This is a genomic window from Streptomyces sp. 2131.1 (assembly GCF_900105515.1).
In the GTDB taxonomy this organism is placed as follows: domain Bacteria; phylum Actinomycetota; class Actinomycetes; order Streptomycetales; family Streptomycetaceae; genus Streptomyces; species Streptomyces drozdowiczii.
Window position 1 is genome coordinate 234,448 of record NZ_FNSY01000001.1, and the last position, 15,831, is coordinate 250,278.

The following is a 15,831-nucleotide window of genomic DNA, read 5'->3' on the forward strand; positions in this document are numbered from 1 at the left end:
GAAGTGGTGTTACGCGAGGGTGGCCAGGGTGAACGGGTGCCCGGCCGGGTCGGAGTAGAGGCGGGCATCACGCGCACCGCCGTTGTTCTTCGTGTCCAGGGGACGCGCGCCGAGGGCGACCGCCTCCCGTTCCGCCTCGTCGATGTTCTCGCGGGCGACCAGGATGCGCAGATGTGCCTGCTGCGAATCGTCTGGCCGGGGCCAGCTCGGCGGGGCGTAGCCGTGGTCGTGGCGGATGGCGAGGTGGATGCCGGACGCGCCCACGACCTCGACGAGATCGGGGTCCCGCCCGGGACGGACCTCGGCGCCGAGCAACGCGGCGTAGAAGTCGGCCAGTTCGAGCGGCTCGGCGCAGTCCAGCACCAGTAGACCCGTTTTCGGCACCGCCATGACCGTCCTCCTGTTGGCGAGGGGGCTCGTTACCCCGGACGCCGTCCGCTTACCCGCAGCTCCCCGGGGCACACCCGGCAGCCGGCCGGTGCGGCGGCGGCGCCGGCGCGGCAAGCCCTGCTCACGCCATGCCTGAGCGGCGGATTACGGGGCAGACGGCGGGTCACCGGACGGACCGAAGCCGTCCCAGCCGCCACGAGGGGGAGCCCCATGTCTGCCACCCAGCCGGAAAGACCGGTTCGACCGACGGCCGAGTCCCGTGCCCCCGCCGGGCCGGGCCGCTCCCCCGCCCTGACGACCGGTCTCCGCACCGCCGCGCTGCGCCTCGGCGCGCTGACCGTCGGGCAGGCCGCGCTGATGGTGGGTCTCGGTCTCCTGATCACCGGGCCCGCGCAGTCGATCTGGCCGGTGAGTGTCGAGGACGAGGTCAACGAGGGGTTCGAGCGTCTGCGGACCGGACCGTTGACCGATGTGTCGTTCGCAGCGTCGGAGGCCGGCAACACGCTGACCATCATCGCGATCACCGTTCTGGTCTGTCTGGGCCTGGTCGTGATCCCCCGGCTGCCCAAGTGGCGGCAGGCCGTCTTCCTCGCCGTCGGCGTGTCGCTCCAGTCGCTGGTGTTCCTGGTCATCACCGTGTGCGTGGACCGCGACCGGCCCGATGTGGACCGGCTCGACGCGTCACCGCCGACGGCGAGTTACACCTCCGGGCACACGGGGGCCGCGACGGCCCTCTACGCGGGTCTCGCCGTGCTGGCCCTCCTTCCCGGTGGGCGCAGCCGGCGCAACAAGGTGCTCGCCGGGCTGCTGCTGCTCATCCCGCTGCTCGTGGGGCTGGCCAGGCTCTACCGGGGGATGCACCACCCCACCGATGTCCTCGGCGGGATGCTGAACGGGGTGCTGTCGCTGCTCGTGGCGTACCGGACCCTGCTGGCCGACGGCAGGGCCCCGGCACCGGTCCCCGAGAACGCCATGGAGATCGCGCAGGAGGTGGCCGCCGAGCGCGCCGAGCAGGTCGTGGGCCGCACGGTGGTCGTGGTCAATCCGACGGTGACCGACGAGCTGCAGCGCGAGACGTTGCGGCTCGTCCTGGAGCAGTACGGCCGTCACGGGGCGGAGTTCGTCGACACGACGGCCGACGACCCGGGCGGCGGCCAGGCCGCAGCGGCGGTCCGCGACGGTGCGTCGCTGGTCGTGGTGTGCGGGGGCGACGGAACGATCCGGGCGGCGGCCGACCGGATGGCCGGCTCCGGTGTGCCGCTGGCCCTGGTCCCCTGCGGCACGGGCAACCTGCTGGCCCGGAACCTGGGTCTGCCGGTCGCACCGGCCGAGGCGCTGGCCGCCGCGCTGGGCGGGACCGAGCGGCGGATCGACCTCGGGCGCATCGTGGGCGACGGACTGCCCGCCACCCACTTCACCGCGATGTCCGGGGCGGGCCTGGACGCGGCCATGCTGGAGAACACCGGCAGTGCGGCGAAGTCCGCGTTGGGCTGGCCCGCGTACGTGGTCGCCGGGCTGAGCAGTCTGCGGGCGCCGCGCATGTCGGTGTCCATCCGGCTGGACGGCGGGCCGATGCTGCGGCGTACCGCGCGGATGGTGCTGCTCGCCAACATCGGGGACGTACAGGGCGGAGCCACGCTCGTGCCGTCCGCCCGGCCCGACGACGGGCTGCTGGATCTCGCCGTGTTCGATCCGCACGGCCCGGGCGGCTGGCTGCGCGCCGTCGGAACGGTGCTGCGGGGCCGCCGGAAGCCGCACGAGTCCACCGGCACGCCCGTGGAGTACTTCACCTTCCGCCACGCCGAACTCCACTTCGCGACACGGCAGTCGCGGGAGCTCGACGGCGACCCGGTGGGCGCGGGCCGCCGGCTCGTGGCCGAGGTGCGTCCGGGGGCGCTCACCGTGCTCCTGCCGTCCGGGGGTGAGTGATGGGTACGGCGACACGGGTGCCGCAGACCCGCCACATGACGGGCGACGAGCTGACCGCGGACGAGGCGCTGGCCTCGCTGCGGCGCTACGGCCGCTGGCCGTTGGTGCGTGACTCGTTCGTTCGCTTCCGTTACGCCGACGGTTTCAGCCACTCGCGGGCGCTCGCGCTCCAGACGGTTCTCGCGGTGATACCGCTGGTGATCGCGTTCGTCGGCCTGTCGGCCTCGCTGCACACCGAAAATGTGGGCAGGCTGGCGGAGTTGACGATCCATCGGATAGCGGCGGGGCCGAGCGCCGAGGTCGTGGACGACGCGCTCGCCCGCAGCCGCAGGCGCGCCGGTGAGGGGTCGCAGCTCACTCTCTGGTTCGGCCTGCTCTTCTCACTGGTCAACGTGACGACGGCGATGTGCCAGATAGAGCGCGGGGCCAACCGGATATACGGGGTCGAGCGCGACCGCCCGTTCCATCAGAAGTACTTCCGGGGCCTGGTGATGTCGCTGACGGCGGGCATTCCGCTGGGGCTCGGGTTCATCCTGATGGTCGTCGGCGGCGACCTCGTCACGGCCGCCGCCACGGTCTACCACCTCAGTGACACGGCGAGGTTCACCTGGGACCTGCTGCGCTGGCCGATCGGTCTGCTGCTGGCCCTGATGTCGGCGAGCGCGATATTCCGTCGATCCCCGCGCCGCAACCAGCCCGGCTACACCTGGCTGGCCTTCGGCGCGGCCCTCTACCTGGTGCTGTGGACGGCACTGACGTATCTGCTGAGCCAGTACCTCTCCCTCAGCGGCTCCTTCGACACGGTGTACGGCCCGCTGAGCGCCTTCATGTCGCTGCTGCTGTGGGCGTATCTGACCTCCATAGCCCTGTTCCTCGGGCTGTCCTTCGCGGCGCAGCTGGAGGCTGCCCGCGCCCGCCGGCCCGGGCCGATTCAAGACGATCCGGGAGCATGAATGGTTGTACGAGCCACCACACGCCTGCTGCGTGAGCGGCGGCGCCGGGCCGCGGACCGCGCGTTCGGCGTGCGTCTGCTGGGCGCGGCCGCCGTCGCGGCGCTGTCCGCGGTGCCGTTCGCGCTGGTGCTGGTCCTCGTCGAGGGGCACTGGCGGCCGCTGCGCGCGCTGGACTCGGGTGCGGCCGGACACCTGCACCGCACCGCGCTCGGCCACCCGGCCTGGACGAGCACCCTGCGCTTCCTGTCCGACTGGGTCTGGGACCCGTTCACGCTGCGCTGCGTGGTCGCCGTCCTTACCGGCTGGCTGCTGTACCGCCGGGCCTGGCGCCTGGCGGCCTGGAGTGCGGTCACGGCGGTGGCCGGTGGCCTGACGGGGCTGCTGGTCAAGGTGGTCGTGGAGCGGGCGAGGCCCTCGCTGGAGGACCCGGTGGCGCGCGCGCCCGGATTCTCGTTCCCGTCGGGGCACGCGATGACGGCCACGACGACGTTCGCGGTGCTGCTGCTGGTCCTGCTGCCGCTGGTGCCGCGCGGCGCCCGGGTGGTGTGCTGGGCCGTGGCGGGACTCTCGGTCCTCGGGGTGGGCTTCACCCGGGTCGCCCTGGGGGTCCACTGGTTCAGCGATGTGGTCGGCGGCTGGCTGCTCGGTCTCGCCGTGGTCGCCTCGACCGCATGGGCCTTCGAGGCCTGGCGTGCCGATTCGGGGCGCCGGCGCAGCGAGGTGACGGAGGGTCTGGAACCGGAGTTGACGGAGACGGCCCCGGAACGCTGACGGGTGGGCGTCAGCCCTCCGGGGCGGCGCGTTTGACGTACGCGGTGACCAGCGCGGATTCCAGGCGTTCGACTCCGTCGAGGGCGCCGACGCGGTCGGTGAGGTACGTGTCGAGGGCCTCGGCGTTCCGGCAGACGGCGACGGCCACCAGGTTGTGGGAGCCCGTCATGGTGCCGACGAAGGCCGCCTCGGGGTCCGCCGCCAGGGCCCGTGCGACGTGGGCGAGGCTGCCCGGCACGACGGAGAGCCGCAGCATGCACTGCACGGAGTAGCCGAAGAGCCCCGAGTCCACCTCGACGTCGAGCTGGAGCACGCCCATGTGGCGCAGTTCGTGCAGGCGCCGGCGTACGGCCGATTCCGACCAGCCGATCCGCCGGGCCAGGTCCGGGTAGGCCGCGCGGCCGTCGGCGGCGAGGGCGGGCAGCAGCCGGCGGTCGAGGTCGGTCAGCTCCACCGGCCGGGGGTCCGCGGTGGCCTCCGGGGTGAGCGCGGCGATCTGCTCGTCGGTCAGCGCCAGGTTCCGTCCGGCCCACCGCCGTTGCATGACGGGCCGCAGCACCCGGTGCGCCTCGATGTGGCTGATGTAGGAGAGACGGCCCAGCTCGCCCAGGGGCGCCGGGCCCTCCCCCGCGACGCGGAAGACGCAGCCGACCTCGGTGCCGCTCGACAGAACGGCCACCCAGGCGGTGTCGGGCCGGTGGGCCAGGGCGCGGGCGAGCGCGGTGCTGCGGGCGGGCGGTACACGCAGCCGGACGAGCCACTCGGCGTGGCCGAGGCGGTGGCTGTTGGTCACTCCGGCGACCCGGGCGATGCCCGCGGACCGGAGTTTGCCGAAGTGCCGGGCGACGGTGCGGTCGGACACATCGAGCACGGCGGCGATCTTGCTGAAGGGGGCCCGGCCGTCGAGCTGGAGGGCGTGCAGGAGCCGCAGGTCGAGTGCGTCCAGCGTGACCGATTCCATCCGGGCAGTGTAGGCCGGTGTCGAATGCCGCCCGTGTGCGGCCGGTTGGGGGCCGGGGCCGCGTGGGCCGGGAAGCATGGCGGTCGTGCCCGGGCCGTTGCGGGTGTCCGCCGCGCGGTCGGTGCGGCGGGCTCGCCTGCTGTGGCCGGTGCACGTGCCGATCGCCGCTTCCGGAGGACCTCATGTTCGAATCCCTCATGCTTCTCGCCGTCCCGACACCGGTGTTCCGCCTCCTGGGTGCGCTGGGGGTCCGCCGGTTCGCGTCCTGGCGGGCTGCGCTCATCCACGGTCTGGCGGTGCTGTTCGTGGCGAGCGGGGCGGCGCACTTCGTCCCGGACGGCGGTGGCGTGATGCCGAGCCACGACGACCTGACGGCGATGGTCCCGCCGTTCGTCCCGCTCCCCCACCTCGTGGTGTACGGGACCGGGGTGCTGGAGCTCCTGGGCGCCGCCGGGCTCGTACGGGCGGCGACGCGGCCGGTGGCCGGGCTCTGCCTGGCGGTGCTCCTGGTACTGATGCTGCCCGCCAACGTGTACGCCGCGCTGGAGGACGTTCCGCTGGACGGCGATCCGGCGACCCCGCTGTGGTTCCGGATCCCCGAGCAGGCGGTCTACATCGCCGTCGCGCTGCTCGCGGCCGGGGAGGGGGAGGGAGCGCGTCGTGCGGTCCACCGGGCGCGGGCCGCGGTTTCACGGGGATGAAAGTTCTCACCCGGGTGGCGGCATCACCACAGCTCGGCCGCTTCTTCACTGGACTGGACCACAGAGGCCGCCCCAAAGCCCTTTACGGCACAGTGGTGTTCATGCGTCACTCGTGACGTGCCCCCGTCAAGGCGATGGTCTCGCCCGCAATTCGTGACGGGCCACCCCAGGAACACATCGTTACGCTCGGAACCGCCCCACGTGCTACGCGAGTAGACCACTTCCGCTCACCCCCCGGAGGCTCCGTTGTCAACCATTCGCAGCCACAGACCCGCAGTCCGCAAGCTGGTGGCCCTCGGGGCCGCCGGCCTGGGCATGGTGCTCGTCCCCACCGTGTCGGCGACGCCCGCCTCGGCCGACCCGGCCCCGGCTTCGTCCGCCGCCATCCCCCTCGGTGACGGGTACATGGGCGCCGGCTACCTCACCGACGGTGACACGTTCGCGCCGGACGGCCGGCAGCTCGATCTCACCCCGGAGCGCTCGTCGTCCATCCAGGCCACGACGCTCCCCGGTATCGACGTGTCGCACTACCAGGGCTCGATCAACTGGTCGTCGGTGAAGTCGGCGGGTATCAAGTTCGCCTACATCAAGGCCACCGAGTCCACCACGTACAAGGACCCCAACTTCAACGCCAACTATCTGGGCGCCTACAACGCGAAGGTGATCAGAGGCGCGTACCACTTCGCGCGTCCCAACCTGTCGAGCGGCGCCGCCCAGGCGACGTACTTCGCGGGGCACGGCGGCGCCTGGTCGCGGGACAACCTGACGCTTCCGGGGATGCTCGACCTGGAAGGCGGCTGCTACGGCAAGTCGGCCTCCGCCATGCAGTCATGGATCCTGGACTTCTACAACACGTACAAGGCCAAGACGGGCCGTGACGTCGTCATCTACACCAGTGCGAGCTGGTGGAACTCGTGCACGGGCGGCTGGAGCGGCATGTCCGCGCGCAGCCCGCTTTTCACCGCGCACTGGACGAGCGCGGCGAGCCCGACCATCCCGAAGGGCTTCCCGTACTGGACATTCTGGCAGTACACCGACTCCGGTTCGGTGGGCGGCATTTCGGGAGCCGTGGACCGCGACCGGTTCAACGGTGACGCCACCCGGCTGCTGGCCCTGGCCAACAACACCTGACGGACAGCTGAACCGCCGGCCGGAACGGAGGGCGGCCACTCGGTGGGGGCTCCGGCCCCCATCGGGTGGCCGCCCTTCCGTCTCAACTGCCGTTGCCGAGCCATTCCTTGTACGAGGTGGGCGCGATGCGTGCGCCGGGGCCCGCGATCAGCTCGTCCCCCCGCACGGCGGCGAACATGCCGGCCGTGTCGTCGGTGACGACGCTCCGGCGGTCCCGGTGGGCGGCCAGCGTGACGCGTCCGATCTCGTCGAGGGGGAACACATCGGGGCCGGCCACGTCGACCGTGTCGTCGAGCGGCGCGGCGGTCACGACCTCCGCCAGGGCGGCGACCACGTCGGCTGCGGCGATGGGCTGGAGGCGTGTGGCGGGGAGCCGGACCGTCTCCCCGTCGGAGGTCCACGACATGACGTCGTCCATGAACTCGAAGAACTGCGTGGCACGCACGATCGAGTACGCGGCGGGCCCGTTGCGCAGCAGCTCCTCCTGGAGCGTCTTCGCCCGGTAGTAGTCGAGCTGGGGGATCCGGTCGACGCCGACGATGGAGAGCACGACCTGGTGACGCACACCGGTCCGCTCACCCGCCGTCAGCAGGGTTCCCATGGTCGTGCGGAAGAAGTCGGGGGACGCGGCGTCGAAGGTGGGCGAGTTCGAGACGTTGACGACGGTCTCCGCCCCGTCGAGTGCTTCGTCGATCCCCTTGCCGGTGAGCAGGTCGACACCTGTCGACAGGGAGGCGGGGACCGCGGTGTGCCCGGCCTCGCGCAGCTTCGACACGAGCTGGGAGCCGATCAGTCCGGTACCGCCGATGACCGTGATCTTCATGGACGAGCCTTCCGTGAGCCGGGTACGGCCGGCCGCCACCGTAAGCCCCTCTCCCCGGCCGCACGTGCTGTACCGGGCCCGCCCCGACCGCTCGTGACCCGGACGGCTCAGCGCAGGATGCCGGCCTGCCGGGCCGCCCGCAGCCAGGACGGGAACTCCGACAGGAGACGGTCGTACAGCTCCTCGTCGGAGACCATCTCGATGTCGTCCACGGCGAAGAAACCGACGTTGTCGACCCTGCGGCCGGACATGGTGTCGAACCGCTCCAGCACGCCGTACTGCGAGCGGCCGAGGCCGATGAACTGCCAGAAGACGGGCTCCTCGACCGCCGCGCGCAGCTCCCGCTCGATCTCGTCGTTGCGGTACACCCCGCCGTCGGAGAAGAACAGGACGAGCGTCGGGGCGGGCACCGGGTTGGCGCGTACGTACTCCCGCACCTCGGCGATGACCTTCTGCTCCTCGTTCTGGATACCGACCGCGCGCATGTCGACCTGCCCGGGAACCAGTCCCTTCGGGGGCTTCCTCCGCCCGAAGAGGCTGACCTGCCCCACCCGCACGTGCAGCCGCAGCCACTCGGGCAGTTCACCGATGACGAGGTCCGGCAACCGGGCGGGGTTGGAGGCGAAGGTCCACGCCTGCATCTCGCCGTCGTCGTCGACCTGCGCAGCGACGGCGGCCATCCGCTCGGTGACACCGGCGACGGTGCCGCGTGAGTAGAGGGCGCTCATCGACCCGGAGGCGTCCAGGACGAGGATCACCCGGGCGGTCAGCCGTGCCAGGCCGTGCTTGCCGAGGCTGACGGCCACCTGCTGCTTGCGCAGCGACAGCCGCTTGCGCATGTCGACCGGCAGGTGTTCCTCGCCCTTGGTGAGCCGCGGCGACGGGCCGCCCGGCGGCGTCGAAGGCGGCTGTGCCGGGGGTGGCTGCACCGGGGCTGCGGGGGCGGGCTCGTCGACGGTGATGCCGAAGTCCGTGGCCAGACCGGCGAGCCCGCTCGCGTACCCCTGGCCCACGGCCCGGAACTTCCAGCCGCCCGCGCGCCGGTAGAGCTCGCCGCACACATAGGCGGTTTCCGGCCCGGCCGCCATGTCGAATCGGGCCAGCTCCGCGCCGGACACGGTGTCGAGCAGGCGCAGGTGGAGGCCCGGCACCTGCCCGAACGTGCCTCCGTCCGCGGAGGCGCACAGGGCAACCCGCTGCACGTCCGGTCCGAGCGCCGCGAGGTCGGCCTCCAGCGTGTCGGAGCCGGGCTGTTTGCCGAGGTGGCGCACGGCCCCCGAGCCGTGCCGGGGCTGGTTGTAGAAGACGAGGTCGCCGTCCGAACGGACCCGCCCGTCGGCGGCCAGCACCAGCGCGGAGGCGTCCACATCGGGCACACCGAGCCCGGCCGACCAGCCCAGTACGGCGCGGACGGCGGATGCCGCCACCGGCATGTTGGCACCCTTGCTCAGTGTCGTCACGGGGAACAGTCTGCCTGCCGGTGTTCCGCGAGGACGACGGGGGCCGCGGCCTCCGTAGCAGAGCTGGTACGAGCGGCCCGGTCAGCCCGCGAGGGCCGCGTGGATCTGGCGGGCCGTCTGCGCGGCGACGCGCGGGTCGGTGGCCGCGTACGCGGTGTGGGCGTTCAGTCCGGTGGCCAGGGCCCAGCCGCGTCCTCGGGCCCAGGTGGCGTCGTCCGGTCCGAGCGCGGCCCGGAAGGCGGCCCGGCTGCCCGCCGACATAAGAGTGAAGGCGATCATCAGGTCGCAGGCCGGGTCGCCCGGACCGAGCCCGCCGAAGTCGATGACGGCGCTGAGGCGGCCCTCCACGGTCAGCAGGTTGCCGGTGTGGAAGTCGCCGTGGACCCAGACCGGTGGGCGGTCCCAGGCGGGCGCGGCGAGTGCCGCCTCCCACACCCGCGTCATGGCCCGGGCGTCGAACACCCCGTCCAGCGCGGCGATCGCCGCACGCGTGGCGCGGTCGCGGCCGCGCAGGGACTCCGACGCGCGGTCCAAGTCCGGGGTGAGCGCGAAGCCGCCGGGCTCGAACCGTTGCAGGGCCGTGAGGAATCCGGCGAGCCGCACGGCGGTCCCGTGCGACCCGCCCAGCGCCTCGGCGCTCGCCACCTCGCCGTCCAGCCAGCACGTCACCGCCCACGGCCACGGGTATCCGAGGTCCGGCTCCCCCACCGCGACCGGCACCGGAACGGCCAGCGGAACGTGCGGGGCGAGGCGGGGCAGCCACAGGAGTTCCTTGCGAGCCTGCCCGACCGCCCCGGGATGGCGCGGCAGCCGTACGGAGAGTTCGTCGCCGAGCCGGTGGATGACGTGGTCGGACCCGGCCGGCTCGAACGGCTCCAGCGACAGCCCGGCCCACTGCGGGAACTGGCTGTCGACCAGTCGTCGGACCAGTGAGGTGTCGATCGCGGGGCGGGTACGAGCGGGTGCCAACGGCGGTGTCCTGCCTTCGGCCCGCTCCGGTCGCGGCGGGCGTTCCGGACCATCACATGACTTCGCGGACCCTGCTGTCGAGCCGTTTTCGGGAGCGTGGCCGCCGGCCTGCGGTCTCGCGTCCGGCTGACAGAATCGCCCCATGGCTCAGCACAGCACCGACCACGGCTACCTCCTGGACAACCAGCAGTCGGAGGCGGGCATCCGCTTCGGCGCACTCTCCGAACTCTTCGACCCGGTGACGTTCCGCCACGTCGACCGGTTGGGGATCGGGCCCGGCATGCGGTGCTGGGAGGTCGGTGCCGGCGGGCCGTCCGTGCCGCTCGGGCTGGCCGAGCGGGTCGGGCCGGACGGGACGGTGGTCGCCACCGACATCGACGTGTCGTGGACCGAGGGGATCGCGGGCGGGGTCATCGAGGTGCTGGCCCACGACGTCGCCGCCGACCCGCCGCCGGAGGGTGGTTTCGACCTCGTGCACGCGCGGCTGGTGCTGGTCCACGTCACCGACCGTGCGGAGGCGCTGCGCCGCATGGTCCGGGCGCTGCGGCCGGGCGGCGTACTGCTCCTGGAGGACGCCGACCCGGGGTTGCAGCCGCTCCTGTGCCCGGACGAGTCGGGGCCCGAGCAGCGGCTCGCCAACCGGCTGCGTTCCGGCTTCCGCTCGCTGATGGCGGGGCGCGGCGCCGACCTGGAGTACGGCAGGACGCTGCCCCGGCTGCTGCGCGATGCGGGTCTGGAGGATGTCCGCGCGGATGCGTACTTCCCGAGCACCTCTCCCGCGTGCACGGTCCTGGAGGCCGCGACCGTGCGGCAGATCCGTGGCCGGCTGGTGGCGGCGGCGCTGGCCACCGACGAGGAGATCGACCGTCATCTGGCGAACGTGGGGACGGGACGCCTCGACCTCGCCACCGCCCCGATGATCTCCGCGTGGGGGCGCCACCCGCGGTGACGCCGGCCGGGCCGCCAGGCAGTTCGGCCAGCCGCCTCCCCGCGCTCCATTGGTGCAGGACGCAGAAACCACAGCCGTTTCTGGCCATGCGTCAGGTACGGCTGAACGGCCGGGGTACTCATCCGGCTCCCCCGCTCCGCACCCGAGCGGCGTGGTGTGCGGTTGCTTCAGACCAATGGGGACGTACGGAGCATGTGGGGTGCGGAGCGACGCGGCAGCATGGGAGACCGCGGCGGACGACCGGTCCCGACACCGGCGCGCCCGCCACCAGGCCCGATGCGCGCCGCACGCTCCCGCACACCGGTACGGTCGCGCGGTGATCGTGTGATCAGCATGTGGATTTCCCGCCTCCCGGCGGGACGTTCATCCCTTCGGCTGGACCTTGCCCGCAAACCCGGCCCACCACGTCGCCATATGTGGTGAATGGAGGCGTATGGCAGTAAACCCCCAGCCCAAGGAGCGTGAACCACCATGAACCAAGCGGACACGGACAACGCGGCGCAGAGCGTACAGAGGGTGTATGCCGAGCGGTTCGCCACCGATCTCGCCGACAACCGCGCGGAGCAGAAGGAGCTCGCCGCGCAGATCGAGCGACTGCGGTCCCGCCTGGAGCGGCTCCGGACCGACGAGACCTGGCTGGCCGGCATGCAGTCGGCGCTGCCCGGTGCGACGGCACCCCCGCGGCCGCGCCGCGCCGCCCGCGCCGGCAGGACAGGGGCCGGTGGCGGCGACACCGCCGCCAAGGCCGTCCCGAGCCCCAGGGCCGCCGGGCGCGCCAAGCCGAAGCCCGCCGGGACAAGGGCGGCCGGCCGGAAGGCGGGCACAACGGCGGCCGCTCCCCTGCACCAGCTCATCCGTGCGCTGATGCCCCTGGGTGAACCGCGCCTGGCGCGCGAGGTGCACGCCGATTTGACGAAGGCGCACCCGGAACGCGGCACCTCGGTACAGGTGGTGCGCAACACCCTGGAGACCCTCGTCAAACGAGGCGTCGTGGGCAAGGGAATGCAGAAGGGTGCGGCCATGTACACGGCGACCGAGTCGGCGCAGGCCGACGAGGGCCGGGCAGCCGGCTGAGACCGCCACGGGCCGTCTCACACGTCCGGCCCCCGGGAGCGTGCTCCCGGGGGCCGGACGTGGTGATGCTGCGGCGTCAGACGGCCGTGATGTTCTCCGCCTGCGGGCCCTTCTGGCCCTGCGTGATGTCGAAGGTCACCGCCTGGCCCTCCTGGAGCTCACGGAAGCCGGTGGCGTTGATGTTCGAGTAGTGCGCGAAGACGTCCGGCCCGCCGCCGTCCTGCTGGATGAAGCCGAAACCCTTTTCGGCGTTGAACCACTTGACGGTTCCGCTGGCCATGCCGGTGCCTCTCAGTCGATATCGGGAGCCGCACCACGCGGTCCCAGTGGGTCCTGATCCGCCCCTGCACAGCAAGGCGCCCGCGCCGGAGCACGGGCGGTTTCGGCGAACCACGACTTCCGGCAGTGACGCTACATGGCGAAACCCCTCTCCACCAGAGAGCAACGACTTCGCGTCGCGCGGGATGCCGGGGAAACCCGCTGATGGGGCCATGCTCGCGGTGAAATCAGCGGGCGGCGGGGTATTGGCCGGGTACGGGCGACTCCGGATGGAGCAGTGACCGCGGGCAAGAAGACGGTGCGGCCGGCAGAGAACTGCCGGCCGCACCTGGTTCCGCCCCGCCTCGGCCCGGGGGCCGAGGTGGGTGACGGAAAGAGCCGGATCAGCGGACCGTCGGGCCGGGTCCGTTTCTCCGGGGCGCACTACGGTTTGCTGGTCAAGCCCTTCCCGTCACCGTTCTGAACGGGCGCGGGATTCCGGCTATGCCCTGCTGGCAAGGACAGCAGGAGCCCCGCACGTCGGGCGCGGGCCCGCCGCCCCGAGGAGCCGCAGGTCACCGCCCGGCGCTCTCCAGCATGGAAGGTAAACACACTGTTTTCTACGTCCGGTTTTTAGCGCTAAGCCACGTAGCGCCAACTAGGCTCGCGCTCGGGCAACGTGGCTCGGCAGCGGGGGATTTGATGGCATGACCAACACCGACAAGGCGGCGCTGCGCACGCTGCTCAGCGCCCGCCGTGCGCTGATCGACCCCGCCGGGCACGGCTTCCACCGTGCGTCCCGTCGGGGGCGTCGCGCTCCCGGGCTCTCCCAGCACCAGGTCGACCAGCTCCTGCACCGGACGCCCGGTACCTACCGCCGACTCGAATCCGGTGCCTGGCCGAGGCCGGACATCGGCTTCCTGCGTGATGTGGCGACGCTCTTCACGTTCAACGAACAGGAGTGGGTGTCGCTGTGCCGGTACGCCGGTATAGGCGACCCGCCCGGCCCGCTCACCACGCGGTCGGGCAAGGAGGTGCCGGCGGTGTGGCAGGAGGCCGTGGACGGCATGACCCACCCCGCGTACATCACGGACGCCTCGTGGGAGCTCATCACGTACAACGCCGAGTTCGCCCGGCTCTTCCCGGGCGGGCGGGTCCCGACGAACACCATGCGGTGGATGCTGCTGGAACCCGAGGGCCGCGCCATGCTCATCGACTGGGAGACCGCCTGGGCCCCGCTGGTCGTGCCGCAGTTGCGCGCGGCGCTCGCCGGCCGGCCCGACGACGAGGTGCTCCGCCAGATCGAGAGAGACGTACAGGCCGACCCCCAGTGTGCGCCGATCTGGGAGTCGGGCGGTTCGCAGATCCATCCCGACGGGGACGCTCGACCGGTGCGGCACGCCATCGACGGACCGGGGTGGGTGACGATGTGCGCGGCACAGCCCATGGCCGCCCCCGGCGCGCGCCTGATCGTCCTGGTCTTCCGCCCCGGGGCGCAGCAGCACACCCACCCGCCCGCGCGGGTGCTGCGCGCCCCCTAGGGCCTGTGGTCGAACTCCCCTCTGCCGTGCGACGAGGGGAGTTTGACCACAGGCCCTAGGCACTCGCTCCCGGCGAGTGGACCTCCGTTACGCTTCCTGGCGGGGTGGGCCGTAGCGCAGTGGTCGTCGCGCCTTCACGACATGTAGGAGCACGCCGGTTCGAATCCGGTCGGCCCACCCGTCAGACGGGGCCCCGTTCGGCCACCGGTGGGCAAGCCGGTTGACGGCTCGACGCGGTGCCGGTTTCCTGACGCGATGAACGATCTTCGTATCGAGCCGGCGGACGATGACGCCTCGCTCCTGGACTGGCGGTTCGTCCACAACGCCATCATCCCGACGGCCGCGCTGTCGGTCGCGGAGGTGACGAAGCGCGCCGGCCGCAACCGGCTGTTCATCGCTCATCTGGACGACGTCCTGGTGGGCTGCTCCACCGTACGCCCGCCCGGCTCCGACAACCCGCTGGCGACGGTGATCGCGCGCGTCCTGCCCGCCCACCGCGGCCGGGGCCTCGGTGCGTTGCTGTACGCCCACGGCCTGGAGCTGGCCCGGGAACTCGGTGCCGAGGTGATCGAGACCTGCGTGCTGGAGTCGAACCCCGAGGGGCTGCGGTTCGCGTTGCGGCAGGGGTTCGTGGAGCTCGAGAGGTACGTCCTGCCGGGCGACACCGTGCCGTACATCGACCTGCGGCTCGGCTGACGGCGCGGAGCGCACGCGTACCGGGGCCCGCCGTCCCGCACGGCAGGCCCCGGTACGCGCGGAGCGCGGTCAGGCGGTGTGGAGCGTCAGCCCGTACCGGTTCAGGATCTCGTTGATCGGCTGGTGCCAGGTCTCACCGCCGGAGCTGCAGTTGCCCCAGCCGCCGGAGGTGACGCCCTGGGCCTGGTCGCCGCTGATGAAGGAGCCGCCGGAGTCGCCCGGTTCGGCGCAGACGCTGGTCTTGGTCATCTGGTAGACCGCGCCCTGGCTGTAGTTGACCGTGTCGTTGGTGGCGAGGACGTTGCCGCAGTGCCAGTGCGAGGTGGAGCCGGAACGGCAGATCGAGGCACCGATGGGAGCCACGTTCGAGCCGCGGACGAGCTGGTCGGAGACGGTGCCCCAGCCGAGGACGACGGGGACCGTCCACCAGCCGCTGCCGACATTGACCCAGGCGTAGTCGTCGCCGGGGAAGGACGAGCCCTGGAAGTTGCCTATGTAGGATCCGTCCCAGCCGCTGACCCCGGCACCGGCCCGACCGCAGTGGCCCGCCGTCACGAAGCCGCCGTAGACGGAGAAGCCGATGGAGCACCGCACGTTGCCCGTGTAGTACGGGTCACCGCCCACGGTCCCGGCCGAGAAGGTCTTCGGCGCCTCCGTGGTCTTCACGACGCTGACGGGCCCGGTCTCGCGGGCCTTCCGCACGAACGCCTGGACATCGTTGTCAGACTGCCGGGAGGCGACGACGTCGATGACGACCTTGTTGGCGCGGGGATCGACGTGCCAGCTGCTGACGCCGGAGGGGGCGTCGAGCTTGTCGAGCTTCGCCTTGAACGAGTCGAGGCTCTTCTCGGTGTGGGTCACCAGGCGTACGGCGGCGCCTGTGGCCCGTACCGCTGCCGCCTGCTCGGTGTCGGTGACGGCGACGGTGAGGTGGCCGGTCGCCGGGTCGAACCAGGAGCCGCCGTAGGAGGCCCCGGCGGCGTGGCGCGCCTTCGGCTGGAGGGCGGTGGCCGTCTTCTCTGCGGAGAGCCGTGCCCTGGCCTGGCTCGCCGTCAGGCCGAGGTCCCTCTGCATGGCTGTGAGCAGGCCGTCGGAGGCCGGGGCGGCACTGGAGGATCCGGTGGGGGTGTCCGCCGCGGATGCGGAGGGGAAGCCGGCGCCCGCCCAGGCTCCGAGGAGGAGTGCGGCGGACAGTGCGGTTCTCAAGGCTGTGGTGCGTCTCAAG

General features: G+C 72.1%; 16 protein-coding genes and 1 tRNA gene. 10 read left to right on the forward strand and 7 right to left on the reverse strand.

The window, feature by feature from the left end; translation table 11 throughout:
- Positions 1-9: 9 nt before the first annotated feature.
- Positions 10-390, reverse strand: coding sequence for a VOC family protein (locus tag BLW14_RS01210; protein WP_093703404.1), 381 nt, complete (start codon positions 388-390; stop codon positions 10-12).
- 210 nt (positions 391-600) lie between these two features.
- Between BLW14_RS01210 and BLW14_RS01215 the strand changes: the two genes are divergently transcribed.
- The 3 genes from BLW14_RS01215 to BLW14_RS01225 are packed head-to-tail and all read left to right on the forward strand — an operon-like array spanning position 601 to position 4,043.
- On the forward strand, positions 601-2,319 hold the full coding sequence (locus tag BLW14_RS01215) for a bifunctional phosphatase PAP2/diacylglycerol kinase family protein (RefSeq protein WP_093703406.1): 1,719 nt from the start codon (positions 601-603) through the stop codon (positions 2,317-2,319).
- Entirely contained in the window at positions 2,319-3,272 is a 954-nt protein-coding gene (locus tag BLW14_RS01220; protein ID WP_093703408.1) for a YihY/virulence factor BrkB family protein, read from the forward strand. Before BLW14_RS01215 ends, BLW14_RS01220 begins: the two co-directional genes overlap by 1 nt.
- On the forward strand, positions 3,273-4,043 hold the full coding sequence (locus BLW14_RS01225; RefSeq protein ID WP_093703410.1) for a phosphatase PAP2 family protein: 771 nt from the start codon (positions 3,273-3,275) through the stop codon (positions 4,041-4,043).
- 10 nt (positions 4,044-4,053) lie between these two features.
- Here the strand turns inward: BLW14_RS01225 and BLW14_RS01230 are convergent, their stop codons facing one another.
- The gene (locus tag BLW14_RS01230) at positions 4,054-5,004 is read right to left on the reverse strand and encodes an Lrp/AsnC family transcriptional regulator (protein ID WP_093703412.1); all 951 of its coding nucleotides are present in this window, start codon (positions 5,002-5,004) and stop codon (positions 4,054-4,056) included.
- Positions 5,005-5,186: 182 nt separating this feature from the next.
- Between BLW14_RS01230 and BLW14_RS01235 the strand changes: the two genes are divergently transcribed.
- On the forward strand, positions 5,187-5,705 hold the full coding sequence (locus tag BLW14_RS01235) for a DoxX family protein (protein WP_093703414.1): 519 nt from the start codon (positions 5,187-5,189) through the stop codon (positions 5,703-5,705).
- 315 nt (positions 5,706-6,020) lie between these two features.
- Positions 6,021-6,836, forward strand: coding sequence for a GH25 family lysozyme (locus BLW14_RS01240; protein ID WP_371128111.1), 816 nt, complete (start codon positions 6,021-6,023; stop codon positions 6,834-6,836).
- A gap of 82 nt (positions 6,837-6,918) precedes the next feature.
- Here BLW14_RS01240 and BLW14_RS01245 read toward each other — a convergent pair whose 3' ends face one another.
- The 3 genes from BLW14_RS01245 to BLW14_RS01255 form a co-directional block, all read right to left on the reverse strand.
- Positions 6,919-7,659 (reverse strand): SDR family oxidoreductase, encoded by a 741-nt coding sequence (locus tag BLW14_RS01245; RefSeq protein ID WP_093710611.1) that lies wholly within the window; start codon positions 7,657-7,659, stop codon positions 6,919-6,921.
- Positions 7,660-7,766: 107 nt separating this feature from the next.
- Complete coding sequence (locus tag BLW14_RS01250; protein ID WP_093703418.1) at positions 7,767-9,119, reverse strand: VWA domain-containing protein; 1,353 nt, start codon at positions 9,117-9,119, stop codon at positions 7,767-7,769.
- An 81-nt stretch (positions 9,120-9,200) separates the two neighbouring features.
- Positions 9,201-10,088 carry an aminoglycoside phosphotransferase family protein gene (locus tag BLW14_RS01255; protein ID WP_093703420.1) on the reverse strand — a complete coding sequence of 296 codons (888 nt, stop codon included), beginning with the start codon at positions 10,086-10,088 and terminating at the stop codon, positions 9,201-9,203.
- 142 nt (positions 10,089-10,230) lie between these two features.
- On the opposite strand from BLW14_RS01255, the gene BLW14_RS01260 reads away from it, so the two are divergent.
- A complete protein-coding gene (locus BLW14_RS01260; protein ID WP_093703422.1) occupies positions 10,231-11,037 on the forward strand; it encodes a class I SAM-dependent methyltransferase in 807 nt (268 codons plus the stop codon).
- A 471-nt stretch (positions 11,038-11,508) separates the two neighbouring features.
- Entirely contained in the window at positions 11,509-12,111 is a 603-nt protein-coding gene (locus BLW14_RS01265) for a hypothetical protein (protein ID WP_093703424.1), read from the forward strand.
- A 76-nt stretch (positions 12,112-12,187) separates the two neighbouring features.
- Here BLW14_RS01265 and BLW14_RS01270 read toward each other — a convergent pair whose 3' ends face one another.
- Positions 12,188-12,391, reverse strand: a complete 204-nt coding sequence (locus BLW14_RS01270; protein WP_018523299.1) for a cold-shock protein — start codon at positions 12,389-12,391, stop codon at positions 12,188-12,190.
- Positions 12,392-13,076: 685 nt separating this feature from the next.
- Here BLW14_RS01270 and BLW14_RS01280 point away from each other — a divergent pair.
- The 3 genes from BLW14_RS01280 to BLW14_RS01290 all read left to right on the forward strand — a co-directional run bounded on the left by BLW14_RS01280 (position 13,077) and on the right by BLW14_RS01290 (position 14,606).
- Complete coding sequence (locus tag BLW14_RS01280) at positions 13,077-13,910, forward strand: helix-turn-helix transcriptional regulator (RefSeq protein ID WP_093703428.1); 834 nt, start codon at positions 13,077-13,079, stop codon at positions 13,908-13,910.
- Between the two features lie 105 nt (positions 13,911-14,015).
- Positions 14,016-14,088 (forward strand) — tRNA-Val (locus tag BLW14_RS01285).
- 77 nt (positions 14,089-14,165) lie between these two features.
- A complete protein-coding gene (locus tag BLW14_RS01290; protein WP_093703430.1) occupies positions 14,166-14,606 on the forward strand; it encodes a GNAT family N-acetyltransferase in 441 nt (146 codons plus the stop codon).
- 69 nt (positions 14,607-14,675) lie between these two features.
- Here the strand turns inward: BLW14_RS01290 and BLW14_RS01295 are convergent, their stop codons facing one another.
- A complete protein-coding gene (locus BLW14_RS01295; RefSeq protein WP_177153875.1) occupies positions 14,676-15,830 on the reverse strand; it encodes a S1 family peptidase in 1,155 nt (384 codons plus the stop codon).
- Position 15,831 lies beyond the last annotated feature (1 nt).

Coding starts and splice junctions, on each gene's coding strand:
- BLW14_RS01210 (WP_093703404.1), bottom strand. CDS start 390: ATGGCGGTGCCGAAAACGGGTCTACTGGTGCTGGACTGCGCCGAGCCG.
- BLW14_RS01215 (WP_093703406.1), top strand. CDS start 601: ATGTCTGCCACCCAGCCGGAAAGACCGGTTCGACCGACGGCCGAGTCC.
- BLW14_RS01220 (WP_093703408.1), top strand. CDS start 2,319: ATGGGTACGGCGACACGGGTGCCGCAGACCCGCCACATGACGGGCGAC.
- BLW14_RS01225 (WP_093703410.1), top strand. CDS start 3,273: ATGGTTGTACGAGCCACCACACGCCTGCTGCGTGAGCGGCGGCGCCGG.
- BLW14_RS01230 (WP_093703412.1), bottom strand. CDS start 5,004: ATGGAATCGGTCACGCTGGACGCACTCGACCTGCGGCTCCTGCACGCC.
- BLW14_RS01235 (WP_093703414.1), top strand. CDS start 5,187: ATGTTCGAATCCCTCATGCTTCTCGCCGTCCCGACACCGGTGTTCCGC.
- BLW14_RS01240 (WP_371128111.1), top strand. CDS start 6,021: ATGGTGCTCGTCCCCACCGTGTCGGCGACGCCCGCCTCGGCCGACCCG.
- BLW14_RS01245 (WP_093710611.1), bottom strand. CDS start 7,659: ATGAAGATCACGGTCATCGGCGGTACCGGACTGATCGGCTCCCAGCTC.
- BLW14_RS01260 (WP_093703422.1), top strand. CDS start 10,231: ATGGCTCAGCACAGCACCGACCACGGCTACCTCCTGGACAACCAGCAG.
- BLW14_RS01265 (WP_093703424.1), top strand. CDS start 11,509: ATGAACCAAGCGGACACGGACAACGCGGCGCAGAGCGTACAGAGGGTG.
- BLW14_RS01270 (WP_018523299.1), bottom strand. CDS start 12,391: ATGGCCAGCGGAACCGTCAAGTGGTTCAACGCCGAAAAGGGTTTCGGC.
- BLW14_RS01280 (WP_093703428.1), top strand. CDS start 13,077: ATGACCAACACCGACAAGGCGGCGCTGCGCACGCTGCTCAGCGCCCGC.
- BLW14_RS01290 (WP_093703430.1), top strand. CDS start 14,166: ATGAACGATCTTCGTATCGAGCCGGCGGACGATGACGCCTCGCTCCTG.